Source organism: Streptomyces abyssomicinicus (assembly GCF_008974245.1).
GTDB lineage: Bacteria > Actinomycetota > Actinomycetes > Streptomycetales > Streptomycetaceae > Streptomyces > Streptomyces abyssomicinicus.
In genome coordinates, this window is sequence record NZ_BBZI01000011.1 from 197,570 (window position 1) to 222,318 (window position 24,749).

18 protein-coding genes and 2 pseudogenes are annotated in these 24,749 nt (G+C 74.7%); 10 read left to right on the forward strand and 10 right to left on the reverse strand.

Annotation, left to right across the window (positions count from 1 at the left end; translation table 11 throughout):
- From GBN72_RS34320 to purU, 3 genes and pseudogenes are all read left to right on the forward strand, one after another.
- Nucleotides 1-316, forward strand: a pseudogene (locus tag GBN72_RS34320) (hypothetical protein); the annotation flags it as partial.
- Between the two features lie 142 nt (nt 317-458).
- On the forward strand, nt 459-905 hold the full coding sequence (locus tag GBN72_RS26195) for an SCO4402 family protein (RefSeq protein WP_151774582.1): 447 nt from the start codon (nt 459-461) through the stop codon (nt 903-905).
- 82 nt (nt 906-987) lie between these two features.
- Nucleotides 988-1,863 (forward strand): formyltetrahydrofolate deformylase, encoded by an 876-nt coding sequence (purU, locus tag GBN72_RS26200; protein ID WP_151774378.1) that lies wholly within the window; start codon nt 988-990, stop codon nt 1,861-1,863.
- A gap of 12 nt (nt 1,864-1,875) precedes the next feature.
- On the opposite strand, the gene GBN72_RS26205 is transcribed toward purU, so the two are convergent.
- Together GBN72_RS26205 and GBN72_RS26210 are read right to left on the reverse strand one after the other, a co-directional pair.
- On the reverse strand, nt 1,876-3,216 hold the full coding sequence (locus GBN72_RS26205) for a zf-HC2 domain-containing protein (protein WP_151774379.1): 1,341 nt from the start codon (nt 3,214-3,216) through the stop codon (nt 1,876-1,878).
- A 116-nt stretch (nt 3,217-3,332) separates the two neighbouring features.
- A pseudogene (locus tag GBN72_RS26210) lies at nt 3,333-3,941 on the reverse strand (sigma-70 family RNA polymerase sigma factor); the annotation flags it as partial.
- A gap of 357 nt (nt 3,942-4,298) precedes the next feature.
- Between GBN72_RS26210 and GBN72_RS26215 the strand changes: the two are divergent.
- On the forward strand, nt 4,299-4,673 hold the full coding sequence (locus GBN72_RS26215) for an STAS domain-containing protein (protein ID WP_151774381.1): 375 nt from the start codon (nt 4,299-4,301) through the stop codon (nt 4,671-4,673).
- A gap of 436 nt (nt 4,674-5,109) precedes the next feature.
- Entirely contained in the window at nt 5,110-5,601 is a 492-nt protein-coding gene (locus GBN72_RS26220; RefSeq protein WP_151774583.1) for an ATP-binding protein, read from the forward strand.
- A 403-nt stretch (nt 5,602-6,004) separates the two neighbouring features.
- Here the strand turns inward: GBN72_RS26220 and GBN72_RS26225 are convergent, their stop codons facing one another.
- Nucleotides 6,005-7,048, reverse strand: a complete 1,044-nt coding sequence (locus GBN72_RS26225; RefSeq protein ID WP_151774382.1) for a GlxA family transcriptional regulator — start codon at nt 7,046-7,048, stop codon at nt 6,005-6,007.
- Between the two features lie 88 nt (nt 7,049-7,136).
- Here GBN72_RS26225 and GBN72_RS26230 point away from each other — a divergent pair, with 88 nt between their 5' ends.
- Nucleotides 7,137-8,486, forward strand: a complete 1,350-nt coding sequence (locus tag GBN72_RS26230; RefSeq protein ID WP_439959812.1) for an MFS transporter — start codon at nt 7,137-7,139, stop codon at nt 8,484-8,486.
- A gap of 18 nt (nt 8,487-8,504) precedes the next feature.
- Here the strand turns inward: GBN72_RS26230 and GBN72_RS26235 are convergent, their stop codons facing one another.
- Nucleotides 8,505-9,683 (reverse strand): flavin-containing monooxygenase, encoded by a 1,179-nt coding sequence (locus GBN72_RS26235; protein WP_151774384.1) that lies wholly within the window; start codon nt 9,681-9,683, stop codon nt 8,505-8,507.
- Between the two features lie 250 nt (nt 9,684-9,933).
- On the reverse strand, nt 9,934-10,584 hold the full coding sequence (locus tag GBN72_RS26240) for a TetR family transcriptional regulator (protein WP_151774385.1): 651 nt from the start codon (nt 10,582-10,584) through the stop codon (nt 9,934-9,936).
- 121 nt (nt 10,585-10,705) lie between these two features.
- On the opposite strand from GBN72_RS26240, the gene kbpA reads away from it, so the two are divergent.
- Complete coding sequence (gene kbpA / locus GBN72_RS26245) at nt 10,706-11,428, forward strand: AfsK-binding protein KbpA (RefSeq protein WP_439959813.1); 723 nt, start codon at nt 10,706-10,708, stop codon at nt 11,426-11,428.
- Nucleotides 11,429-11,668: 240 nt separating this feature from the next.
- On the forward strand, nt 11,669-14,062 hold the full coding sequence (gene afsK, locus GBN72_RS26250; protein ID WP_151774386.1) for a protein serine/threonine kinase AfsK: 2,394 nt from the start codon (nt 11,669-11,671) through the stop codon (nt 14,060-14,062).
- Between the two features lie 387 nt (nt 14,063-14,449).
- Here the strand turns inward: afsK and GBN72_RS26260 are convergent, their stop codons facing one another.
- Together GBN72_RS26260 and GBN72_RS26265 are read right to left on the reverse strand one after the other, a co-directional pair.
- Complete coding sequence (locus GBN72_RS26260) at nt 14,450-15,037, reverse strand: L,D-transpeptidase family protein (RefSeq protein WP_151774387.1); 588 nt, start codon at nt 15,035-15,037, stop codon at nt 14,450-14,452.
- A gap of 292 nt (nt 15,038-15,329) precedes the next feature.
- Nucleotides 15,330-17,918: a bifunctional FO biosynthesis protein CofGH gene (locus GBN72_RS26265; protein WP_151774388.1), complete on the reverse strand. Its 2,589-nt coding sequence runs from the start codon at nt 17,916-17,918 to the stop codon at nt 15,330-15,332.
- Between the two features lie 151 nt (nt 17,919-18,069).
- Between GBN72_RS26265 and GBN72_RS26270 the strand changes: the two genes are divergently transcribed.
- Both GBN72_RS26270 and GBN72_RS26275 read left to right on the forward strand, forming a co-directional pair.
- Nucleotides 18,070-20,121: a laminin G domain-containing protein gene (locus GBN72_RS26270; protein ID WP_151774389.1), complete on the forward strand. Its 2,052-nt coding sequence runs from the start codon at nt 18,070-18,072 to the stop codon at nt 20,119-20,121.
- Nucleotides 20,122-20,769: 648 nt separating this feature from the next.
- A complete protein-coding gene (locus GBN72_RS26275) occupies nt 20,770-21,882 on the forward strand; it encodes an ADP-ribosylglycohydrolase family protein (RefSeq protein ID WP_164540905.1) in 1,113 nt (370 codons plus the stop codon).
- A gap of 205 nt (nt 21,883-22,087) precedes the next feature.
- On the opposite strand, the gene GBN72_RS26280 is transcribed toward GBN72_RS26275, so the two are convergent.
- The 3 genes from GBN72_RS26280 to GBN72_RS26290 all read right to left on the reverse strand — a co-directional run bounded on the left by GBN72_RS26280 (nt 22,088) and on the right by GBN72_RS26290 (nt 24,599).
- Nucleotides 22,088-22,297, reverse strand: a complete 210-nt coding sequence (locus GBN72_RS26280; RefSeq protein ID WP_151774391.1) for a DUF397 domain-containing protein — start codon at nt 22,295-22,297, stop codon at nt 22,088-22,090.
- A 318-nt stretch (nt 22,298-22,615) separates the two neighbouring features.
- The gene (locus GBN72_RS26285; protein ID WP_151774392.1) at nt 22,616-23,470 is read right to left on the reverse strand and encodes a helix-turn-helix domain-containing protein; all 855 of its coding nucleotides are present in this window, start codon (nt 23,468-23,470) and stop codon (nt 22,616-22,618) included.
- A gap of 364 nt (nt 23,471-23,834) precedes the next feature.
- Nucleotides 23,835-24,599 carry a GOLPH3/VPS74 family protein gene (locus tag GBN72_RS26290; RefSeq protein ID WP_151774393.1) on the reverse strand — a complete coding sequence of 255 codons (765 nt, stop codon included), beginning with the start codon at nt 24,597-24,599 and terminating at the stop codon, nt 23,835-23,837.
- Nucleotides 24,600-24,749: the final 150 nt, after the last annotated feature.

A 24,749-nucleotide genomic window follows, 5' to 3' on the forward strand; every position in this document is an offset into this window, starting at 1 on the left:
GCGTGCCGACCTGGTCACCCGTCTCAACGAGCTGGAGGTCGACCAGCTCCCGCAGCACGCCGAGCTGACGGACGCGCTCACCAAGGCCTGGCAGGCGTCCAAGTCCGCCGACGAGCACTACGCGGCCTGGGCCGACCAGGTCGCCGCCGACCGGGGCAAGCTCTGCAAGCGCGGCCAGGCCCGGCACACCGCGGAGACCCGCGCGGCCACCGAGCAGAGCGGGACCGCCACCACGGAGAAGCAGAAGGCGTCCGGGCTGTGGAACCCGATCGCCAAGGAGTGGAAGCTCACCGAGCGGCCGCCACTGCAGCTCTGACCTGCGGTTTCTCCTCCGAGCGGTCGGTGTCCGGGCCCCGCCCCCCGGTGCCCGGGGCGTCCGTCGCCGGCCGCGGAACGTACGATCGGGTGTCGTGCAAACTTCGGTGAACCCTTCCCGCCACGGGCGTCGCTCCTCCACCATGGGCGTCATGCCCCTCAACGACATGCCGTGGTGGCGCTGGCGCGGGAACGTCCGCTCGGCGCTGCACATGCTCTCCGACCCCGGCTTCCAGCAGAACGTCTGGCTGGCGGGTGTCGACGGGTACGGCGACGTCACGGACGCCGTGTACCGCCTGGTCGAGGACACCTGGCTGGACAACTGGTCGGCGGAGAAGTACGTCGGCACGATCTTCCGGGACTCGCAGGAGGCGGCGCTGGTCGACACGGCCGTGCTGCGGGTGCTGCGGATCATGCACCAGGTGGGGCCGGACGCGCCGGTGTCGGCGTACATGGCCCACGCCGGGTGGCCGGAGGCGGTCCGGGCGGCGCGGGACGCGCATGTGCGGATGGCCGTCGGTGACGGCGACGACCCCGACACCCCGCCGCAGTCCCTCGAAGTCCTCCGCATCCTCACCCGCGTGGCCTGACACCCCCTCGCGGGGGTGGCGGTGCCGTCCCGGATGCGGACACGCCCGCGACGGGGGTGGGGGATGTGCGACCCTGGCGGTCATGAGCGAACAGTCCACCGCCGCCCCCGTCGAGCAGTACGTCCTCACCCTCGCCTGCCCGGACAAGCAGGGCATCGTCCACGCCGTGTCGAGCTACCTCTTCATGACCGGCTGCAACATCGAGGACAGCCAGCAGTTCGGCGACCACGACACGGGACTGTTCTTCATGCGGGTCCACTTCTCGGCCCCCGCCCCGGTCAGCCTGGAGAAGCTGCGTGCCAGCTTCGCCGCGATCGGCGACTCGTTCCACATGGAATGGCAGATCGGCCTGGCCGGCGAGAAGATGCGCGTGCTGCTGATGGTGAGCCGCTTCGGCCACTGCCTCAACGACCTGCTCTTCCGCGCGTCCACCGGCGCGCTGCCGGTGGAGATCGTCGCCGTGGTGTCCAACCACACCGACTTCGCCGAGCTGGTGGGCTCGTACAACGTGCCGTTCCACCATGTGCCGGTGACCCGTGACACCAAGCAGGAGGCGGAGGCCCGGCTGCTGGAGATCGTCCGGGAGACGGGCGCGGAACTGGTCGTGCTCGCCCGCTACATGCAGGTCATCTCCGACGACCTGTGCAAGCAGCTCAGCGGGCGGATCATCAATATCCACCACTCCTTCCTGCCGAGCTTCAAGGGCGCCAAGCCGTACCACCAGGCCCACACCCGCGGCGTGAAGCTGATCGGCGCCACCGCGCACTACGTGACCGCGGACCTCGACGAGGGCCCGATCATCGAGCAGGAGGTCGAGCGCGTCGGCCACGAGCTGACCCCCGGGCAGCTGGTCGCGGTCGGCCGGGACGTCGAGTGCCAGGCGCTGGCCCGTGCGGTGAAGTGGCACGCCGAGCGGCGGGTCCTGCTGAACGGCCACCGCACGGTGGTCTTCTCCTGAACGCGGCCGCCGCTACAGCCGGCTGAGGGACGCGGCCGCGAAGAGGACGTCCGCGACGGCGGCGGCCTTGTCGCCGGTCTGGCCCGCCGCCGCGTCCCGGGGACGGATGTGCCCGGCCACCAGCTGCGCGAACTCCTCGTCGTCCAGCACCACCTGACCCACCACGTGGTTCTCGGAGGGCAGCGCGGCGGGGGAGTCCAGCGGGATCAGCCAGTCGCCGCCGCCCCGCCCCTCGATCTCCAGCAGCAGGCTGCGTCCGGGACGGCCCGCCGGGACCAGATGGCGTGCGCCCGGACCCGGTGCGGCGAGCCCCGCCCGGCGGCGGGCGGCGATCGCCTCGGGCAGCCGACGGGCGGCCAGGTCGATCATGGCGTGCAGATGGCGCGGCGCGGGCGGCCGGTACGGGTAGTTGACCGCGTCCGCGATGTCACCGCCGTGCACCCAGCAGGCGAAGGCCCGCTCCAGCATGGCGTCCCGCAGCGGGATCTCGCACGGCCCGTAGACGACCGGGAGTCCGCCCGTGGTGCCGGTGAACGAGGCGGTCCGGACCAGGCCGTGGCTCTGCTCCCGCCAGGGCGCGCGGACCTCGCGGGTGGGCGGACGGTTGAGTGCGGCCCAGTACGCGCGGGTGCGCGCGGTCGGCGTGCCGTGGCCCCTGATCGGTGCGGCGCCGCCGATGCCGGTGGGCAGGGACAGCGGGTCGGGGAGGCCCAGCGCGACCGCGACCAGGCCGTCCACCGCGAACAGGTGGGCGAGGACCTTGGCGACGGTGGCCCGGTGCTGGCGCTCCTCGTCCTCCTCGATCCAGCGGAGCCGGACCGGGGCGTGCCACTCGGCCTCGTCGATGTCCTGGAGCAGCGCGTCGAGCCGGGCGGTCTCCGCGTCGTAGGGCATGGCCCACTCCGGGACCGGGATGCGCGGCGGACGCCGGTCGAGGCAGCCGTCCAGCACCCGGGTGCGCAGCATCGGGTCGAGGTCCAGGCTCTCCGGCCGCTGGAGGAGGTGCACCGCCTCACGCAGCGAGCGGGCCTCGTCGGCGCAGCGGCGGCAGCCGGGCAGGTGGGCGTCGACCGCGGCCGCCTCGGCGGGCGTGCAGACGGAGAGGGCCCATGCCCCCAGCAGGGACTTCAGGGCGCGGTGCGTGGCGGGCGCGGACGGGGCGTCGTCCCCCGCGCCCGGCGTCCGGGTGTCCCGTGCCGACGCGGCGGGCTCCGGCCGGTCACCGGGCCCGGACCAGCGGCCGGCGTGGGACCGGTTGGGGCGGGCGTGGCCGGCGGGCCGGTGCCCGGGGCCGTCTCCCGGCCGGGCGTCCTCGGGGAAGTCCTCGGCGGGCGTCTGCGGGGGCCGGTTCACGCGGCGCCTCCCGGATCCGGCGGCGGGACCGGCGTGTACTCCGGCAGGTGAGGGGGCGCGGCCTCCGCCGCGGAGACCCGCCCGGAGCCCGGTGCGGCCTCCGGCGCGGACCTCGGCCCGGAGTCCGGTGGGGACGCGGGCGTGGTCAGGGGTGTGGAGACCGTGCGGGCGGTGGCGAGCAGCTGCAGCCCCAGGCGGATCCGGCGGCGGGCCTCCTCCTCGGTGACCCCGAGGTCGGCGGCGACGCGCCGGTAGTCCCGGCGGTGGTGGTAGGCCAGGTCGAGCGCGGCCCGCAGCGGGGCGGGCATGGAGGTCACGATGTAGTCGGCGCGGGCGGCGACGGCGGCCTCCCGGACCCTCGCCTCCAGTTCCTCGACGGCCTCGAGGGCCCCGGGATCCTCCGGGTCGGCGCCCCGGCGCCGCAGTTCCGCCGTCCCGGCCGCGTGCAGGCGTCGCACCGCGATGGTGCGGGTCAGCTCGGAGAGCCAGGTCCGCAGCGGGCCCTTCCGGTGGTCGTAGCCGGAGGGGTTCTCCCAGACGTGGCCGAAGACCTCGCGGGTCACCGCGTCGGCGGCCCGCTCGTCCTCCAGGACCCGGTTGGCCAGGCCGTGGACGAGTGAGGCGTACCGGTCGTAGAGCTCGCCGAGGGCCGCGGCCTCCCCGCGTTCCAGCCGCTGCTGCGTCTTCCGGTCCGCGCGGACCGGTCCGTCCGTGGCGACCGCCACAGTCCCTCCTCCTGCCGCCCCCGTGCCCCGTTCGGTCGCGTCCCGCTCGCCGCGGAACCCCTCCCCGCCGAATGTAGTCGGCACCCCGTGCCGCGCACGGCTCTTTACGGCAAACCCACGCCACGGGAGCGGTCCCACGTGGTAAGGGTCGCGCGGCCGGTGCTTCGGGGCGGGTGGTATCCGCCTTGTCCCCCGACAATGAACCCAACTGACCGATGTGTGAGAATTTTCGATCGAATGAGCCTGGATGTGGCCGGTCGATGTCTGGTTTTCCTTATCGGGCCCTGTGTTTCATGGAGGCGGGGTGGGGGCAGGGGCGCTGCCACGAGACCGCCTCCGGCGAGTTAGGGGCATGATGTGGCGTTCACGGTGACCGGCACCGGGCACGGCGAGTGGGTGGTGCTCCGGGTGTGCGGCGAGATGGACCTGATGACCTCGCCGGAACTGCGCCGACGGGTGCACGACGCGGTGGCGGCCGGTCATCGCAGCGTGGTCGTCGACCTCTCGGGCGTCTTCTTCTGCGATTCCAGCGGCGTGGGCGTGCTGATCGCCGCCCGGCGGCTGCTGCGGTCCTGCGGCGGCCGGCTGCGGCTGGTGCTCCCGGCCGCGGGCGCGGAGGACGGGTCGCACGTCAACCGGGTGCTGGGCGCGCTCGGGGTGCGGCGGCTCTTCGAGGTCTTCCCGGACGCCGAGGCGGCGCTGGACGACGACGTCCGCCCGATGTCGGCGTAGCGCGCGGCGGCGGCGGAGCGGCTGGGGTGCAACACGCCGGATGTGCGGAGCAGTTGACGGCCGCCCCGCGGTGGGTGTTCACCCTTGCGTGGTCACGAGGCGCACGTCACGCACCGTGGCCGTGCGGCGGTCACGGAGAGTTGACGCGAGGGCGCCGGTGACCGGATCCGCCGCCCGCCCGGAGCCCGGTCGCCCTCGGGTACCTTGGGTGAAATGCGAGAGATGCCAGGGCCCAACGGCCCTAGCGCGAGGACGCCTCGCACGGCGGGAGTCGTCGCACAGTATGCCGCACGGGTACTCCTTCGCGCTGGAATATGCCCGAAGCGCTTGTTGGGGTGACTCAGTGTCAACCATGCTGTGCAACAAGGGAGTCACAGTCCGTGACTCCGTGTCGTGTCCGCCGGTTCGGATGGTGTGAGCGGTGCAGGTGCTTCAAGTGCAGTTGGAGATCCGGCCCGACCCCGCGGAAGTGGGGAGGGCCCGGAGATGGGCCCGGTCGCGGCTCGCGGGGTCCGGGATGGACGCGGACGAGTCGCTGGCCGAGACGGTGATCCTGCTCGTGTCCGAGCTGGTGACCAACGCGGTGGTGCACACGGGCTGTCCCGCGGTGCTGCGGCTGGTGCTGCCGGCCGAGGACGCGGGCGGGGCCCCGGCGGGCGTGATGCCGCCGGTGAGGCTGGAGGTCGCCGACGCGGACTGCCGGGCGCCGGTGCCGCGGTGTTCGGACGAGGACGAGACGGGCGGCCGCGGTCTGGCCCTGGTGGACGGCCTCGCCGACCGGTGGGGCTGGACGCGGGAGGGCGCCGGCAAGCGGATCTGGTGCGAGCTGGACCGGGGGGCGCAGGTCGCCGGGGGCGGGGCGACGGCCGCCGTCGCGTACGGCACGGGGATCGCCGCGTGCGGGGGGCTGGCCTACGAGGCCGTCTGAGCTCCCCGCCGCCCTCGCCGCCACCCTCGTCGGCGCGTGACCCGGCCGCCCGGGGCCGCCGTGCGTGATGCCGTGCCTCCGGCGGTTCGCGCCGCCGCCCTCGCGCGTGGTCGCGCTGCCGTGTGACCGCGCTGCCCCCGGGCCGTCGCCCGCGGTGCCGTTCGCGCCGTGTGGTCGCGTGGCCGTCCGTGCCGCCGTGTATGCCGCCGTGCGCGCCGCCGAGTGTGATGACGTCGTCCGGTGCGGTGCGGTGCGGTGCGGTGCGGTGCGGTGCCGTTCGTGCCGTCGTGCGCGCCCCCGCGAAAGACGCCCTCCCCGTCGCCGCCCGCGCCAGGCCGTCCGCCGGGTGCCGCGGGGTCGGTCGCCGAAGTTGTCCACAGGGTGTGGATGAAGGTCGGCGGGGTCAGCGCGTCTCGTGGAAGGTGCGGCGGTAGACCGTGGGGGAGACGCCCAGGACGGCCCGTACATGCTGCCGCATGGACTGCACGCTGCCGAATCCCGCGTCGCGGGCGATCCGCTCCACCGACAGGCCGGTGGTCTCCAGCAGGTGCCGCGCCCGCTCCACCCGCTGCCGGGTGAGCCACTCCCCGGGGCTCAGGCCGGTCTCCTCGCGGAACCGCCGGGTGAAGGTCCGCACCGACAGCGCCTCCTGCCGCGCCAGTTCGCGCAGCAGGAGCGGTTCGTGGAGCCGCTCCAGCGCCCAGGCCCGGGCCCGCGCCGTGCCGGCCGCCCTCGGTTCCGGCACCGGCCGCCGCACGTACTGGGCCTGTCCGCCGTCCCGGTGCGGCGGCACCACGGTGACCCGTGCCACCTCCGCGGCCACGGCCGCCCCGTGGTCGCGCCGCACCAGGTGCAGGCAGAGGTCGAGCCCGGCCGCCACCCCCGCGGAGGTCAGCACGTCGCCGTCGTCGACGAAGAGCACGTCGGGGTCGACCCGCACCTTGGGGAAGAGCCGCTGGAAGTGCTCGGCGTGCGCCCAGTGGGTGGTGGCCGGACGTCCGTCGAGGACCCCCGCCGCGCCCAGCACGTAGCCGCCGGTGCAGATCGACACCAGCCGGGTCCCGGGCCGGATCACGGCGAACGCCGCCGCCAGTTCCTCCGTCAGCACGCCCTGCTCGTGGACCACGCCCCGCTCGTGCGCCGCCGGCACCACCACGGTGTCCGCCCGGGCCAGCGCCTCGGGGCCGTGCTCCACCCGGACCGCGAAGTCCGCGTCGGTCCGGACCTCGCCAGGCGGGCCCGCCGAGCAGGTCGTCACCTCGTAGAGGAACCGCCCGTCCGCGCCGCGCGCCCGGCCGAAGATCCGGTGCGGTATGCCCAGTTCGAAGGGGATCAGTCCGTCCATGACCAGCACCGCCACCTGGTGCGGCCGGTCGGTCCGGTCCGTCCGGTCCGTCCGCCGGTCCAGGTCCGCCTGTTCCGCCCCGCCCGCGCCCTCTGCCGTCATGCCCGGATCGTAGCCGTGGCCCGATCCTGTCGAACAGTGTCCCTCGGGCCACTCGTTCGCATCGTGCCGGAGGACGGATGCTGTGGCGGTGACACAGACGGACTCCGCCTCGCCCGCCCTCGCCCCCACCGCCCCGCCCGGGCCCGCGCCCGGGTCCGGCCATCGGCCCGGACCGCGCCCGCGGGGCACGTGGCGCATGCCGCACCGCGCCTGGCTGGTGGTGGCCGTCGCCTTCGTGACGATCATCGGCGCCGCGGCCTTCCGCACCCTGCCCGGCCTGGTGACCGACCCGCTGGGCGACGACTTCGGCTGGTCGCGCGGCACCATCGGCGCGGCCGTCTCCGTCAATCTGGTGCTGAACGGTCTGATCGCCCCGTTCTCCGCCGCGCTGATGGACCGTTTCGGCATCCGCCGGGTGGTGACCGGCGCCCTCACCCTGATCGCCGTGGGCGTCGGCGCCGCCGTCCTCATGCGCGAGGCGTGGCAGCTCCTGCTGCTGTGGGGCGTGTTCGTGGGCCTGGGCACCGGCGCGCTGGCCACCGGGTTCGCCGCCACCGTCACCAACCGGTGGTTCGCCGAGCGCCGCGGCCTGGTCTCCGGCGTCCTCACCGCCGCGGGCGCCTCGGGGCAGCTGGTCTTCCTGCCGCTGCTGTCGTGGCTGGTCGTCGCCCACGGCTGGCGTCCGGCCGCCGTCACGGTGGCGCTGGCCGCGCTCGCCGTGGTGCCGTTCGCGTGGCTGCTGATGCGCGACCACCCGTCCGACGTGGGCCTCCCCCTCTACGGAGCCAAGGAGGTGACCCCGCCGCCGGCCCCGATCCCGGGGGTGGCCCGGCGCGCGCTGACCGTGCTGGCCCGCGCGGTGCGCAGCGGCACGTTCTGGCTGCTGGCCGGCTCCTTCGCCATCTGCGGGGCCTCCACCAACGGACTGGTGCAGACCCACTTCGTGCCCGCCGCGCACGACCACCGCATGCCGGTCACCGTCGCCGCCTCGCTGCTCGCGGTCATCGGCGTCTTCGACGTGGTCGGCACGATCGCCTCCGGCTGGCTCACCGACCGCTTCGACTCCCGGCGGCTGCTCGCCGTGTACTACGCGCTGCGGGGCCTGTCGCTGCTCTTCCTGCCGATGCTGCTGGCGCCGGCGGTCCATCCCCCGATGCTCTTCTTCATCGTCTTCTACGGGCTGGACTGGGTGGCGACCGTGCCGCCGACGATCGCCCTGTGCCGGGAGCACTTCGGCGAGGACGGGCCGATCGTCTTCGGCTGGGTCCTCGCCTCCCACCAGGCGGGCGCGGCCGCCGTCGCCTTCCTGGGCGGCCTGGCCCGGGACGTCTTCGGCACCTACGACGTCGTCTGGTACGCCTCCGGTGCCCTGTGCGCGGGAGCGGCCCTGATGGTCCTGGTGATCCGCCGCCGCCCGACGCCGCTCGCGGTGGTCTAGGGAGCGCCGCGGGCGCTGTCAGCCCGCCGCGCGGGCGATCGCCTTCGCCAGCCGCTCGGCGTCCCGGGCCAGTTCGCGCAGGGTGCCGCTGATGGGGGTGGTGAAGCCGGTGAAGAAGAGGCCGGGGGCGTCCTGCGGCGCGCGTGGGCCGTGGACGGTGGGCAGGCCCCGGTCGTCGAGGACGCCGAGGTGGCCCACCAGGCCCTCCAGGCCGCGGACGTAGCCGGTGGCCGCGACGACCGCATCGGGGGTGATCCGGGAGCCGTCGGCCAGCAGGACCTCCGCGCCGTCGAAGCCGTCCACCGCGGCGACCACCTCCACCCGGCCCCGGCGCACCGCGTCGATCAGGCCGACGTCCTGCACCGGGATCGCGCCCTCGCGCACCCGCGAGTACAGACCGGTGTCCGGCCTCGGCAGCCCCTGCGCCGACAGGTCGGGCACGCTGATCCTGGCCATGGTGCGGGCCAGCCGGTCGACCAGCCGCACCGGCAGCCGGCGGACCAGGATCGCGGTGTTCTGCGCCGGCCACCCCGCGGTGGAGCGGCGCACGATGTGCGGCACCGTCCGCACCGCCAGCCGGACCCGCGCCGCTCCGCGCTCCACCAGGTCGACGGCGAGTTCCGCCCCGGTGTTGCCGACGCCGACGACCAGCACGTCACGTCCGGCGAAGGCGGTGCCGGAGCGGTAGGCGGAGGCGTGCAGGAACTCGCCCGTGAAGCCGTCGAGGCCGGGCCAGCCGGGCGTGCGCGGGGTGTGGTTGTAGCCGGTGGCCACCACGACGGCGCTGCCGGTGAGCCGCCGCCCTCCGGTCGCGTGCAGCACCCAGGCGCCGTCGGCCCCGTCACCGGCCCGCTCCAGCCGGGAGACCTCGACGCCGGTGACGACCTCCAGCCCGTGGTGCTCCGCGTACCTCTCCAGGTAGCGCACCATGTCGTCGCGGGCCGGCCACCGGCCGAAGGAACGCGGCATCGGCAGCCCGGGCAGCGAGGACCGCCTGCGGGTGGTGTGCAGGTGCAGCCGGTCGTAGTGGCGGCGCCAGGAGTCGCCCACCCGGGACGACTTCTCCAGCACGACGGCGCGGATCCCCCGCGCCCGCAGTGCCTGCGCCGCGGCCAGTCCTCCGGGCCCGCCGCCGACGACGTACACGGGGTGCCGGGCGTGGGACGGGGAGTCCTGAGGAATGTGCTTTTCGAGCATGATGCCGAGATTTTATTCGGGAAATCACTTGATGGGTCTCGGTCAAGACCGGAATTGATTCCGAATCGGTCACGCTCAGGGGTGAATTGTGGACGGGCGGAGTCTCACGCGAGGCGCGGGTGGTGGAAATCGGCCGGAACGCGGCACCGGCCGCGCGGCGGTCCGGATGACAGGACGCGGGCCCGCGGGGAAACCCGCCGTGATCCCGCGGGGAAACCCGGGGAAGCCCGGGGAAAGGGGTGCCGGCGGGTTACCTGGTCGGCCTCTTTCCGGTGACGCCGAGGTGGACGAGATGGGCCAGGCTCGGGCGCAGCTCGGCGGCCTTGTAGCCCCAGCCCGTGTGGCCGCCCTTCTGGTGCGAGGCGGCCGCGGAGAGCATGGCGACCAGCGAGGCGGCGGTGGCGGCCGGGCTCACGTCCTGGTCGACCTTGCCCTTGGAGCGCAGCCCGCCGATGGCCTCCGTCAACCCCTTGTGGACGGTGCCCAGGATGCGCAGCCGGAGCTTGGCGAACCGTTTGTCCCCTTCCGCGGCGGCCAGGTCGACGACCCGCAGGATCGCGTCGTTGGCCCGCCAGAAGTCCATGAACCCGTCGACCAGTTCCTGCGCCGTCTGCCATCCCGCCCGGCCCGTCCAGGACCGGCCCTCCAGCAGGCCGCCCAGCCCCGCGCCGCCCGCCGCCAGGTCCTCGGCGATCTCCAGGACGGCGCTCTCGACGTCCGGGAAGTACTGGTAGAAGGTCGCCGGGGATGTGCCGGCCCTACGGGCGACGTCGATCACCTTCACGTCGCGGTAAGGGGCGGAACCGAGCATTTCTCCGAGGCAGTCCAGCAGCTTCTGCCGCGTCGCCTGCCCTCGCCGACCAGCCACGCGGCCGTCGACCGTGCGTACGTGTCCTGTCATGTCGTCAGCTTATCGACGGGGGATTCGCGCGCTATTCGGCAGACTGCAAATGGGGTGCGGGTGCACTGCGTGACCGTTCCCGTGCCGCTAACTTGGCGCTATGGCCGAAAATGGGGCATCCGTGAATACGGAGGGCGGCGAAGCCGCCGAGGGCGTTCCCTGCTGGGTGGACGCCTCGCTTCCCGACGTGGAGGCGGGCAAGCGTTTCTACGGGGAACTGTTCGGGTGGAGTTTCGACGCGGTGGGGCCGCGAGGGGTGGCGGGGGGACCTCGCGGCGCGGCGTGGGCGCACCGCGAGGGCGACCCGGTGGCCGCCCTGCTGCCCAAACGGGACGGGCGGATGCCGACGGTGTGGACGGTGTACCTGGCCACCCGGGACGCGACGGTGCTGACCCGGCGGATCCCCGAGGAGGGCGGACAGGTGATCGCCGCGCCGACGCCGCTGGGCGGGCTCGGGCGGCAGGCGCTGGCGGTGGGGCCGGAGGGCGCGGTGTTCGGCCTGTGGGAGCCGGCCCTGCACGGCGGTTTCGGAGAGCGGCGCCCGGCCAGCGGCGGCTTCGCCCGTGCGGTCCTCCACACCCGGGACCCGGAGGCCGCCCGGCCGTTCTGGGACGGGCTGTTCGGCGGGCCCCGGATCGCGATCGCCCCCCTGGCGGGCGTTTTTCCGGAAGTCATGCCGTCGCACTTCCTGGTGCATTTCTCGGTTAGTGACCTGGAGAGCGCGCTCGGCGCCGTGTACCGCCTGGGCGGCCGGGTGCAGGCGCAGCCGTTCCAGACCGACCGGGGCCCGGTCGCGGTGGTGACGGACAACCAGAACGCGTCGTTCGCCCTGCTGGAGAGCTGACGGGCCGCCGCGGGGACGGGGCGGCCGGGGCGCGGAGCGGCCTGCCGGGGTCTGGACCCGGGCCGCCGCGCGCGGTACCCAGGGTGCGGGCGGCGTCCGGTTCGCCCCCGGGTTCGCGCGGCACCGCTCGGGCAGGGAAGAATCGGGGTGCGTGCCGCCACGGCGGTGCGGTGGTGAGACGCTGCACGGGGTCGCGTACACACGAAGGCGACGCGGCTCTCACGGGGAGGTGGCAGGCAAGTGGTGGATCAGCTGACACAGACCGATCCGCGCCGGATCGGTCCGTTCGAGGTGCTCGGACGGCTGGGAGCCGGAGGCATGGGCCTGGTCTATCTCGCGCGCTCGGCCTCCGGGCGGCGGCGGGTGGCGATCAAGACCGTGCGGACGGAGCTCGCCGAGGACCAGCTGTTCCGCGTCCGCTTCACGCGTGAGGTGGAGGCGGCCCGCGCCGTCTCCGGCTTCTACACGGCCGCCGTGGTCGACGCCGACCCGCGGGCCGCGGTGCCCTGGCTGGCGACCGCCTACGTGCCCGCGCCGTCGCTCGAGGAGATAGTGAACGAGTGCGGCCCGCTGCCCGTGCAGGCGGTCCGCTGGCTGGCCGCGGGCGTCGCCGAGGCGCTGCAGTCGATCCACGGCGCGGGCCTGGTGCACCGCGACCTCAAGCCGTCCAACGTCCTGGTGGTCGAGGACGGCCCGCGGGTGATCGACTTCGGCATCGCCTCCGGTGTCTCCTCGACCCGGCTGACCATGACCAACGTCGCGGTCGGCACGCCCGCCTACATGTCCCCGGAGCAGGCCAAGGACTCCCGCAGCGTCACCGGGGCCAGCGACGTCTTCTCACTGGGCTCCACCCTGGTCTTCGCGGCCACCGGGCACCCGCCGTTCCACGGCGCCAACCCGGTGGAGACGGTCTTCATGCTGCTGCGTGAGGAACCGGACCTGGAGGGGCTGCCGGACGAGCTGCGGCCGCTGATCGACGCCTGCATGAAGATGGACGCCTCGGCCCGCCCCAGCCCGGCGGATCTCCAGGCCCAGCTCGCCCCGCACCTGTTCGGCGCGGGCTCCGACGACAGCGGCACCGCCTCGGCGTGGCTGCCGGAGCGGGCCGTCCACCTCATCGAGCAGCGCCGCAACGGCGGCCGCACCATCATGGGCCCCGCCCCGGTGCCGCCGCGTCCGCCGCACGACCCGCCCCCGCCCCCACCCCCGCCTCCGGTGCCGCCGCAGCACGACCCCGGACCGGGCCACGGCGGGCTCGCCCCGCACCCCTCGCTGCCCTCCGCGCCGCCCGACCCCGCACCGGTGCTGCTGCCGGGCGCCCGGGTGCCGATCGGGCCCGGCCCGCGCGTCGCCGAGGTGCGCTCCGCGGCCGCCGCGCGCCCGCCGCTGGCGGAGTCGGGGCTCGCGGCCTCCTGGGCGCGGCCCCAGCACGGCGCCGCGCCGGTGCCGCAGCAGCAGGCCGGGCAGCCGGGGCCGGCCGGCGAGGAGCAGCCGGACGGCCGGGGCGGCTGGCGGCCGTGGCGCTTCCGGATGTCCAACGACGTCTGGGGAACTCCCGAGGTCGCCGACGACCTGGTCTACGTCACCTCCTTCGAGGTGCACGCGCTGGACGTGCAGACCGGCCGGCGCCGCTTCAAGACCCGTGACGTCGCCTGGTCGATGAAGGTCTCCGACCGGCGGATCCACGCGTCGGACGGACCCACCCTGTTCGCGCTCGACGCCCGCGACGGCTCCGACCTGTGGCGGCTGTCCGCCGACGCCTGGGTGTACTCGCTCCAGGCCGACCGCGGCCACGTGCTCACCGGCACGCGCGGCGGCGGGGTACAGGCGTGGGAGGCGTCCACCGGCCGTCGGCTGTGGCAACTGAGCGGCGCGCAGACCGATTTCGAGACCCCGGAGGCCGGACCGGCGCTTTACGACGGCACCGCGTTCGTCTGGCAGGACGCCCGGCTGCGGGCGCTGGACGTGCGCACGGGCGAGGAGCGGTGGTCGTACCCGATCGGCGACGCGGCCTCCTGCGGGGGCGTCCCGGTGCGGCTGAGCCACGCCTCCGACGGGTGCGTGTATGTGTCCGCCGGCACGCGCGTGCTGGCGATCAATGTGGCGAGCGGCCATGTGCACTGGCACTTCGAGGCGCCGGCGGTCTTCCTGAGCCCGCCCGCGTACGTGCCGGGGGCCGCCGTCACGGGCGGCGGCGTGTACCTCGCCGACTACCTCGGCACGGTGTACGCGCTCGACGCGGCGGACGGCCGGGACCGGTGGCGGATCGCCACGGAGGCGCGGTCCTCCGTCGAACCGGTGCTGGTCGCGGCGGGACACATCCACGTCGCCAGCGGCAAGGGGCTGTACACGCTGGACGCGGTCACCGGCACGCCCAAGTGGCGGTTCCAGGCGGGCGGCGACATCGTGGGCGCGCCGGCGGTGGCCGAGGGGCGGATCCACTTCGGCTCCACCGACCACCTGCTCTACACGCTCAAGGCCGACGACGGCCGGCTGCGGTGGAAGCTGGCCACGGGTGGGGAGATCACCGGGTCGCCGGTGGTGCGGGGCGGGGTGGTGTACGCGTGCAGCAAGGACCGCTGCGTGTACGCCCTCGACGCGGAGAAGGGCACCGGCACCGCCCGCCCCGCCTGAGCGGCCCACAGCCCCCGTGGGGCCCCGCCCACGGCCCCCGTGGGGCCGCCCGCCGCCGCGCGGTCGGCCCAGCGCTGCCGTTCCCGCGGGCGGCGGGGCCGGCCAGGGGCGATGGGGCTGGGCGGGCGTAGGACAGGCCCCCTGTGGCGCGCATCACGGCACCCTCGTGTCACGCACGGGCGCGCGCGGCTTCCACGATCGGGCGGCGCGACGACGTGCGGGTGACGCCGGTGGACGCGCAGGACCGGTTCGCCGGGCGGCCGCGGCCGCACATGACGGCGACCGGGCAGCAGCCCACCCGAGCCGGGCATCCCGGACCTTGTCACGCGGTGACGGCGCGGCCCGCCGCGGGGCCGGGGGCCCGGGAGCGGCCGGCCCGGGGTGGGGTCAGGGGACGACGACGACCGGGGTGCCGGTGGAGGCGAACTCCCACAGGGCCGTGCCGTCCTCGACCGGCATGCGGACGCCCGCCGTCTGCTTGCCGCCGGCCGGCGCGGGGGACGCCCCGTCCTCCGCGTGGGAGAAGGCGAAGTTCACCCCGCCGGAGAAGGCGAAGTACACGACGTGCTCGATCGCCACCCCGTCGGACCCGGTGGTCGCCGCGGTCCGGGTGCCCGCCTCGTACTCACCCGGCTCCGGGTCCATCGTGCCGGGCCACACCGTGAAGCTGCGCAGCGCCTTGTCGCCGGCGTCGACCAGCCACACCCGGTCCGCCTCCAGCGCGTACACGAGCCGCCGGCCCGTGCCGGAGTCCCGCGGCACCGATGCCGCCGAGGGAGCGTCCTCGCCCTCCGCCGGGAGGGACTTCCGCGGCCGCGGCGCGTCCGAGGCGGAGGCCGCCGGGCGGTCGTCCAGGGCGGCGGGCCTGGGCCCCGAGCCGGCCTGCACGGCCAGCCCGATGACCACCACGATCGCCGCGCTGGTCAGCCCGGTCACCCAGGCCCAGGTGGGAAGCCCTCGAGCAGCCACGTGCACGCATCTCCTCAGCGACAGGCCCTGCGGGTGCGGGCCGCGGCGGGAACAGAGTCGGATCATCCTACGGTGACCCGCCCGCCCCCTGACCAGGGGCCCGACCCGGCCGGCCCGTCCCCTGCCCCTTCCCCGCTCGACGGGCCCACCGCCCCGCGGCCGGGACGCGGTGGCGGGACCGTGCGGCCGGGGCCGCGTGGCCGGGACCGTGCGGCGGCACCGTGCGGCCGGGACCGTGTGGCCGCGGCCGCACCGCCGCGGCCGTACCGCCGCGCCCGCCGCTTCGCGGGGCCCCGGGTCAGTCGAGGACCGGCAGCAGTTCCGGCAGATGCCCGTCCGAGGCGGCCGCCGCCCGCTGCCGCTCCTCGGGGACCTCCCCGTAGAGCGTGTTGCGCGGCCGGGAGGGCCGCCCCGCCGCGTCGGCGATCGCCACCAGGTCCGCGACCGACCGGTAGGAGCCGTAGGAGGAGCCCGCCATCCGGGAGATGGTCTCCTCCATCAGCGTCCCGCCCAGGTCGTTGGCGCCCGACCGCAGCATCTCCGCCGCGCCCTCCGTGCCCAGCTTCACCCAGCTGGTCTGGATGTTGGGGATGTACGGGTGCAGGAGCAGCCGCGCCATCGCCGTCACCGCCCGGTTGTCCCGCACCGTCGGGCCCGGCCGCGCGATGCCCGCGAGGTACACCGGCGCGTTGGTGTGCACGAACGGCAGCGTCACGAACTCCGTGAACCCGCCGGTGCGCCGCTGGATGCCGGCCAGCGTCCGCAGGTGCCCCAGCCAGTGGCGCGGCTGGTCGACGTGGCCGTACATCATCGTGGACGACGACCGGATGCCCAGCTCGTGCGCCGTGCTGATCACCTCGACCCAGGTGGCCGTGGGCAGCTTGCCCTTGGTCAGCACCCACCGCACCTCGTCGTCGAGGATCTCGGCGGCCGTCCCGGGGATCGTGTCGAGGCCCGCCTCCTTGGCGGCGGTCAGCCACTCCCGGATCGACATCCCGGTCCGGGTCGCGCCGTTGACGACCTCCATCGGCGAGAAGGCGTGCACGTGCATGCCGGGCACCCGTTCCTTCACCGCCCGCGCGATGTCGAAGTAGGCGGTGCCCGGCAGGTCGGGGTGGATGCCGCCCTGCATGCAGACCTCCACCGCGCCGACGTCCCACGCCTGCTGGGCCCGGTCGGCGACCTGCTCCAGCGACAGCGTGTACGCGTCCGCGTCGGTGCGGCGCTGCGCGAACGCGCAGAAACGGCAGCCGGTGTAGCAGACGTTGGTGAAGTTGATGTTCCGCGTGACGATGTAGGTCACGTCGTCCCCGACCGCCGACCTGCGGACGTCGTCGGCGATCCGGCAGAGCGCGTCCAGCGCCGCGCCGTCGGCGTGGAAGAGGGCGAGCGCCTCCTCGTCCGTCAGCCGCGTGGGGTCGTCCGCCGCCGTGCGCAGCGCGGCCCGCACGTCACCGTCGATCCGCTCCGGGACCATGCCGGGCGCGGCGGCCTCCCGCAGCGACTCCCAGTCGCCGTAGACCTCGTCGAAGTCGTCCCGCCGGTCGCCCGTGCGGCCCTCGGAGTCGATGGTCCGGTGCAGGTCCGTCCGGCCCGACGGGGTGAACGCCTCGTCCGGCTCCTGCCAGGGACGCCCCTCGACCACCGCGTCCGGCACCGCCAGCCCGGTCTCCGGATCGGCCAGCGCCCGCACGTGCGGCACCACCCGCGGGTCCAGCCACGGCTCGCCACGGCGCACGAACTCCGGGTACACGCACAGCCGTTCACGCAGCTCGAAACCGGCCGCCGCGGACCGCCCGGCCAGCTCGTCGATCTGCGGCCAGGGGCGCTCGGGGTTGACGTGGTCGATGGTGACCGGCGAGACGCCGCCCCAGTCGTCGATGCCGGCCCGGATCAGCCGCTCGTACTCGGCGTCCACCAGGTTCGGCGGGGCCTGGACGCAGGCCGTCGGGCCCATGACCACCCGCGCCACCGCCACCGCCGCGACCAGCTCGTCCAGCTCCGCGTCCGGCATCCCCCGCATCGCCGTGTCCGGCTTGGCGCGGAAGTTCTGGATGATCAGCTCCTGCACCGAGTGGTACGCCCGCGCCACCTTCCGCAGCGCGAACAGCGACTCGGCGCGCTCCTCGTAGGTCTCGCCGATGCCGATCAGGATGCCGCTGGTGAACGGCACCGAGGAGCGGCCCGCGTCCTCCAGCACCCGCAGCCGCACGGCCGGTTCCTTGTCGGGGGAGCCGTGGTGCGGCCCGCCCGGCTCGGACCACAGCCGGGTCGCCGTCGTCTCCAGCATCATGCCCATCGACGGGGCGACCGGCTTGAGCCGCTGGAAGTCCGTCCAGCTCAGCACCCCCGGGTTGAGGTGCGGCAGCAGACCCGTCTCCTCCAGGATCCGGATCGAGATCGCCCGGACGTAGGCGATGGTGTCGTCGTACCCGTGCGCGTCCAGCCACTCCCGGGCCTCGGGCCAGCGGTCCTCCGGCTTGTCGCCGAGGGTGATCAGGGCCTCCTTACAGCCCATCGCCGCGCCGCGCCGGGCGACGTCCAGCACCTCGTCGGGCGACATGAACATCCCGTGGCCGGCCCTGCGCAGCTTGCCGGGCACGGTGACGAAGGTGCAGTAGTGGCACTTGTCCCGGCACAGCCGGGTGAGCGGGATGAACACGCTCCTGGAGTAGGTGATGACCCCGGGCCGTCCGGCCGCCTCCAGGCCCGCGTCCCGCACCCGGGAGGCGGTGGCGCACAGGTCGTCGAGGTCGGCCCCGCGCGCCTGCAGCAGCACCGCCGCCTCGGCGACGTCCAGCGTGACCCCGTCCCGGGCGCGCCTGAGGGCGCGGCGCATCGAGTTCTCGGTGGGGCGGCCCGTTCCGGAGCTGGCGGAAGTCGTCATCCCCCGAGCATACGAGCGGGACGAGCTGGGCAAACAAGGGCGTCCCACTCGGCGGTGGGGGCAGGCGGCGCGGAAATTCGCTCTCCGGCTGTCGGCGTCCCCTGCTAGGTTCGCGGCCACTTTGCTGAGTACACGTCAGAGGGGGCGGTTCGTGGACGGGAACGGTCGGCGCAGACGCGGAGTGGTCGCCTGGACGGCCGCCGCGCTGCTGGCGGTGACGCCGGGGGTGGCGGCCGCGGCGGAGAACACGCCGCCGGAGCGGCCGGGAGCGGCGGACCTGCTCACCGGTTCCGCGCCGTGCGCGGCCGGGGAGGACGCGCCGTACGTGAGGATGAGGCCCGGCCTCCAGCTGACCCTGCGCGACCCCGACCCGTACGACAGCGTGTCGGCGGAGATCGAGGTGTGGTGGACGGGGGAGGACGGGACCGGGGAACGTCACACCCTGACCACGACCGCGACGGCGACGGGCAGTCCGCTCACCCTGGCCCCGTCGTTCACCTACCCGTCGGCGACCCGCGTCTCCTGGCGGGCCCGCGCCACGGACCAGTACGGCGCCACCTCCCCGTGGAGCGACGAGAACGGCGGCCACGCCTGCGAGTTCGTCACGGACTTCGCCGAGCCGGAACCCGCGACGGTCGCCTCGGACGAGTACCCCGCGGTGGACCCCTCCGACCCCCAGGACGGCTGGCACGGCGGCGCCGGCCTCTACGGCGGCTTCACCTTCGGCTCGCCGTCCGAGGACGTCGTCCGGTACGCGTACTCCTTCACCGGCGGCCCGCAGCGGTGGGCCGAGCCCGAGGAGCCGGGCGGCCCCGTCGCAGTGCGGTACATGCCCGAGAAGGGCGGGGTGTTCACCCTGACCGTCCAGGCCTTCGACCGCGCGGGCAACGGGAGCCGGCCGACGCATCACCAGTTCCGCGTCGCGTCCGGCCGTGCGCCCGTCGCCCACTGGACGCTCGCCGGCTCCCCGGCGGCGCAGGCGGGGCCGGAGCTGCGCGCCGAGGACGGCGTCACCTTCCGGCCGCAGGCCCCGGCCGGTACCGGCCTCACCGGGAGCGCCCGGCTCAGCGGCTCCGGCAACGGCTACCTCACCCCCGACGGGCCGGTCGTGGACACGGAGAACACCTTCGCCGTCTCGCTCTGGGCCCGCCCCGAGGCCTCCGGCCGCGCGATGACCCTGGCGAGCCAGGACACCTCCGACGGCGCCTCCGCCTTCACGCTGGGCCTGCGCCCGGCCGCCGCGGGCGGGGACGGCGTCTGGTCGTTCACCTTCGGCGGCGCCACCGTCACCGGCGGGCGTGCGCGGAGCGGCGAGTGGTCGCATGTGCTGGGTCTCTTCGACACCGAGGACGACACGCTGCGTCTGTACGTCGACGGCGAGGAGGTCGGCGAGGAAGGCCGGGCGGTCCCGGTGGCCGCGCCCGGCGCGTTCCAGCTCGGCCGCTCCCGGGGGAACGGCGGGCAGCGCTGGCAGGGCGACCTCGCCGACGTCCGTGTCTGGGACCGCGTGGTGGCCCCGCCCGAAATCGCGGAACTCGCACGGCAGGACGCGCGGATCACCGGCGCCTGGCAGTTCGAGTCCGTCGAGGACGGAGTGAGCCCGGCGGTCCGGGGCGAGGTGCCCTTCGCCCTGGGCGGTGGCGCGGAGATCCGTGAGGACGCTGCCTGGGGGTCGCCGTACGGGCAGAACCTCCTGGCCCTGGACGGGGTGGACGGGTACGCGACCACCGCCGCCCCCGTGGTGGGGACCGGCGACAGCTTCACCGTCGCGGCCCTGGTCGACCTGACCGACTGGTCGGCCCTCGAGCGGCCCATGACCGCCTTCACGGTGGGCGGCGAGGAGGGCGAGACCCTGTCCGTCCGCCTCGAGCCCGCCACCGCCACCTGGCAGCTCGTGCGTGCCGGCGCCGACGGCGTCCGTGAGGTCCTCACCGAGCAGTACGCCTCCTCGTACTACGCGAACGAGCTGGTCCTCATCCACGACGCACGGGCGGACCGGATCCGGTTGTACGTGGACGGGCAGGCGGGGGAACCGGCCGAACTCGCCCCGCCGCGGGCGGTCGAGGGCACGCTGCACCTGGGGCGGGGCCGCACCGCCGGCGGATGGGGCGACCAGCTGGCCGGCACGGTGGACGAGGTCCGCGTGTGGCACGGCGTCCTGCCCGACGAAAAGATCCGGTCCTACCACTGGACAGCGCCCTGACCGAACCCCGGCCCCCGGCCCCCGGACACCGGAGGATGCCACCGGCGCCCGCCCCTCGCCCCGCGAGCGGCGGGCGCCGTGCTGTGCGCGTCGCGGGGGATCCCGTGGAAGCGCGGGCAGGACCCACCCCGGATCCCGGATCCCGGATGCCAGATCCGGGATCCCGGACCTCGGACCTCGGACCTCGGACCTCGGACCTCGGACCGTGGGCCTCGGGCCCCGGGACAGCGGAGGATGCCACCGGCGCCCGCCCTTCTCGCCCCGCGAGCGGCGGGCGCCGTCGGGTGCGTGCCGGGTGGGGCGGGTGCTGTGCGCGTCGCGGGGGATCCCGTGGAAGCGCGGGCAGGACCCACCCGGACCCCCGGAGCCCGGAGCCCGGACCTCGGACTCGGGCCGGGAGAGCGGAGGGTGCCGTCGGCGCCGGCCCCTCGTCCCGCGAGTGGCGGGTGCCGTCGGGTGCGTGCCGGGTGGGGCGGGTGCTGTGCGCGTCGCGGGGGGATCCCGTGGAAGCGCGGGCGCGCCGGGGACCGTACATACGCATCGGCCAGAATTGCCCGTTCCGCCCGGACCGCCGGACGACTAGCGTCGCCAGCGACCGGGCCCCGGGCCGACCGCGGGCGCGGGAGAACACAGGCGTGGGTGACGGCCGTGGGAGGTCGGGCGGTGGCTGGTGCGTGGGGCCGGGCCGAGTTGCAGGACTTCCGGAGCAGGGTGCGCGGCGTGGTGCTCGGGACCGCCGTGGGCGACGCGCTGGGCGCGCCGCTGGACGGGCAGACGGCCGAGGAGATCGCCGCCGCCCACGGCCCCGAGGGGCTGACCGCGCCGGTCCCCGCGTACGGGCGGCTCGGCGCCGTCACCGACGTGACCCAGCTGTCCCTGTTCACCGTGGACGGCCTGATCCGCGCCCAGGTGCGCCGCGACACCGGCGCCTGGCATCCCCCGAGCGACCTGCACCGCGCCTGGCGGCGCTGGACGGCCACCCAGCACGACTGGGGGCCCGACGAGCGCCGCAAGGACGACGGCTGGCTGGCCCGGGAGGAGTGGCTCTACGCCCGCCGCGCCCCGCACCGCCCCACGCTGCTGGCACTGCGCGGGACGACCATGGGCACGCCCGCCGACCCCCGGAACCCCGGGGAGCGCGGTCCGCACGCGGCGGCCCGCTCGGCGGCGTTCGGACTCCTGGTCGGCTGGGAGCCGCGGCTGGTGGCCCAACTGGCCGTGGAGTGCGCGACCCAGACCCACGGTCACCCCACCGCCTACCTGGCGGCCGGGGCGTACGCGGTCACCGTGCACGGCCTGGCCCGCGGGGAGGCGCTGCCACAGGCCGTGCGGACGGCGATCGGGGCGATCGCGCCCTGGCCGGGCCATCAGGAGGTCACCGGCGCCCTGGAGGCCGCCGAGGCCGCCGCGGAGCCCCCGGCCCCGCTGGAGGCCGACGCGGGCGCCGACGAGGTCCTGGCGGCGGCCGTGCGCTGCGCGCTGGGCGGCGAGGACACCCGGCACGCGCTCTGCCTCGCGGTGAACCTCGGCGGGCCGGCGAGCGTCACCGGGGCCCTGACCGGCGGGCTGCTGGGGGCGCTCCACGGGGAGACGGCCCTGCCGCCCGCGTGGCTGGCCGAACTCGAGGGCCGGCCCACCCTGGTGGTGCTGGCCGACGACTTCGCGGTCGAGATGACCCAGGGACCGGCCCTGCACGGCCCCTCCTACGCGTCCCCCGGCTGGCTGGCCCGCTACCCGCGCGGGCCCCGGGCCGAGGACTGAGAGCGCGGACTGAGAGCGGCGGCTGAGGGCGGCGGCTGAGGGCGCGGGCCACGGCCGGGAGACGCCGGGCGGGGCTGCCCGGCGGGACCCGGGCGCGGCCCGCCCGCACACGGGCGAGCCCCCTCGGCCAGGACGGCGAGCCGGACGAGAGGGCTGTACAGGTCGTGCCCTGGGCGCCGGTGGGAACCGGCCCCCGCGGCGGAGGTCAGACTCCGCCGAACTCCCCGCGGTTGACGCCGGAGACGAACGCGCTCCAGGAGTCGGCCGGGAAGGCGAGCGTCGGGCCGGCCGGCACCTTGGAGTCCCGCACGGCGAGCTCCTCGCGCACCGGCGACTTGACCTCCACGCACGCTCCGTTACCGGTCGAGTAGGACGACTTGGTCCACGCGGGGGTGGCGCCCTGACGAATAGCCATTTTTACTCCGAGTTAACTGAGAGTGACGATCGGGGTGATCCGAGCCAACCGCCTGTGACCGTTGGCGTGATCGACGCTACTCGCCGCCTCGTGCTTCGGAGGTATCCATTCACTCGTGAGGATGGGATGTCCCAATAGGCTCTACCGCAACAGGAGTTGTGCATGTACGGTTCGCCTTTTTGCCGGTGGCAAAGTCCAACGGCAACGGATCTAGGGGTACCGGGTCACTCAGCGTGACCGAATCGCGGGTGCGGCCGGGCGGTCACGCGACGGCGTTCCCGCGGTGGCCCCCACGCGACGACGTTCCCGCGACGGCGTTCACGCGTAGGACTTCGCGATGTCCTCGATGTATTGCCGGGACTGGTCCACGTTCAGGGCCTGGGCCCGCAGGTGCTCGTACATCACGCTGTACTTCTGCACGTCGTTCGGCTTCTCCAGGTACAGGTCGCTGGTGACGCCCTCGATGTAGACCACGCTGGAGTCCGACGCGTCGGGGAACTCCAGGATGGCGTACTGCCCGTTGAGCCCCGGGTGCGCGCCCAGGTCGAACGGGATCACCTGCACCGTCACGTGCGGCATCTGCGCCTGCTCGACCAGGTGCTCCAACTGCTCCCGCATCACGGCCCGGTTGCCCACGATCCGCTTCAGCGCGGCCTCGTCGAGCACCGTCCACAGGCGCAGCGGGTTCTCGGGGGCGTTGATCCGCTGCTGCCGGCGCAGCCGGACCTGCACCCGCTTCTCGATGTCGGCGGCCGCGGTCTCCGGCAGCGCGCCGGTGATGAGCGACTCCGCGTACTGCCGCGTCTGGAGCAGCCCCGGCACCACCTGCGGGTCGTAGACGCGCAGGCTGGCCGCGTCGGTCTCCAGGCCGATGTAGACGCTGTAGGGGATGTCGCCGAAGGAGTGCCACCAGCCCTGCTGGCGGGAGTCCTTGGCCATCTGCATCAGCGAATCGACGATCCGCTGGTCCTCCACCTCGTAGACTCCGCAGAGGTCGCGGACGTCGCGCTGGCTGATGGACCGGCGGCCGTTCTCCAGCCGGCTGATCTTCGACTGCGAGACCAGCAGCCGCTCCGCCACCTCCTCGGCGGTCATGCCCTTCTGCTCGCGGAGCCTGCGGAGCTCCTGACCCAGGCGGCGGCGCCTGACGGTGGGGTTGACACTGGACGCCACGGACGGCACCTCCGGCTGCGTACCTCAACTTTGCGTATCTGCTGTTCAGCAGACTGCCACCTGGGTGTGGGCCGCCGCTGGGAAACGGCGCACAATGCCCGCCCACGCGTGAGCCCCGGGTGCGCGGCGTCCGCCTCCGGGGGCGGACCGCGGGCGCGGCCTCACGCCTTCGGGTGGGACCTGCCTTCGCCCGTTGACGGTCTGCGCGTCCACGGTCCGCCGGAGGCCGTCGGGGCCCGCCAGGGCCGTCGGGCCCTCGGCGGCCCGGGAACGCGTCGAGCCCGGGCGGGACGACGGACCTCGTCGGTCCGTCGTCCCGCCCGGGCGGGTGACAGGGGCCCGGCTCAGGGCCGGGCGGCCCGGGTCAGCGTGCGACGGCCCGTGCCATGGGTCCCGGATGCGGCTGCGCCGCCACACCGTGGGTCGCCTGCTGCGGCGCCGTGGCCCGCCCGTGGGCCGGGACCGGGGTGCGGCCGCCTGGCGCCTGGGCCCGGCGTGGTTGCGCCGCCGCGCCGTTCTGGACGTCCATCACGGCGTGCGCCACGAGGCCGCCCATCGGGTCGTGTCTGATCAGGTCCCGCAGCCGGGAGCGGGCCGAGCGGCCCTCGTTCCCGGGGTACAGGTGCTTGCCGAGGCCGACCGCGTGGGCCAGCGCCGCGAGCGCGGCGGTCCTGGGGTCCGGTGGGACGCCCGTCTTGATCGCCGTGTCCAGCCGGGACCTGATCTCCCGGCTGATCGCCGTGTCCGTCGCCTGGTAGCGAGTCGTCGGCAGCACCCCGCACATCGGACCGGCGACGGCATGCACCATGCCGCACCGCTCCAGGTGAGCGAGGTACGTCTGGCGGAGCCCCAGCCGGGGTCCGCCGATCCAGTGGACCGCGCGTACCGGTGCGCCGCGTCTGCGCAGCAGCTCCAGTGCGTGGTCCAGAGTCGGATCTCCTGTCGGCCGTGGCATCACCACGGAGATACGATCCCCGTCCGGGGCTATCCGTCCGGCCATGGCCAGCTCGACGAGCTGTGCTCCGGCCAGACCCAGGTCGAGCGACTGAGGCTGTGCAGTGGTGCCCGTGGCCGGGTCCAATGCCAGCAGCAGAAGCTCCTCCGGAAGTGTTCTGCGGCTCTTGCCCATCCATGCCTCCCCGCGTGGATGTACGACAGGGTGACCCCTCTCACACTCATCTGTCGAGAGTGCGAGCCCGCTATCGGATGGAACCGGCAGGTATGTCGTTCTCGTCCCTGCGGGAGGGCCGGGAGCGGTGACGCGACACTTGAACGGTCC

Bases quoted from the DNA above. Each gene is read 5' to 3' on its own strand.
- GBN72_RS26195 (WP_151774582.1), top strand. From the start codon at position 459: ATGGGCGTCATGCCCCTCAACGACATGCCGTGGTGGCGCTGGCGCGGG.
- purU (WP_151774378.1), top strand. From the start codon at position 988: ATGAGCGAACAGTCCACCGCCGCCCCCGTCGAGCAGTACGTCCTCACC.
- GBN72_RS26225 (WP_151774382.1), bottom strand. From the start codon at position 7,048: ATGACGGCAGAGGGCGCGGGCGGGGCGGAACAGGCGGACCTGGACCGG.
- GBN72_RS26235 (WP_151774384.1), bottom strand. From the start codon at position 9,683: ATGCTCGAAAAGCACATTCCTCAGGACTCCCCGTCCCACGCCCGGCAC.
- GBN72_RS26240 (WP_151774385.1), bottom strand. From the start codon at position 10,584: ATGACAGGACACGTACGCACGGTCGACGGCCGCGTGGCTGGTCGGCGA.
- GBN72_RS26265 (WP_151774388.1), bottom strand. From the start codon at position 17,918: ATGACGACTTCCGCCAGCTCCGGAACGGGCCGCCCCACCGAGAACTCG.
- GBN72_RS26280 (WP_151774391.1), bottom strand. From the start codon at position 22,297: ATGGCTATTCGTCAGGGCGCCACCCCCGCGTGGACCAAGTCGTCCTAC.
- GBN72_RS26290 (WP_151774393.1), bottom strand. From the start codon at position 24,599: ATGGGCAAGAGCCGCAGAACACTTCCGGAGGAGCTTCTGCTGCTGGCA.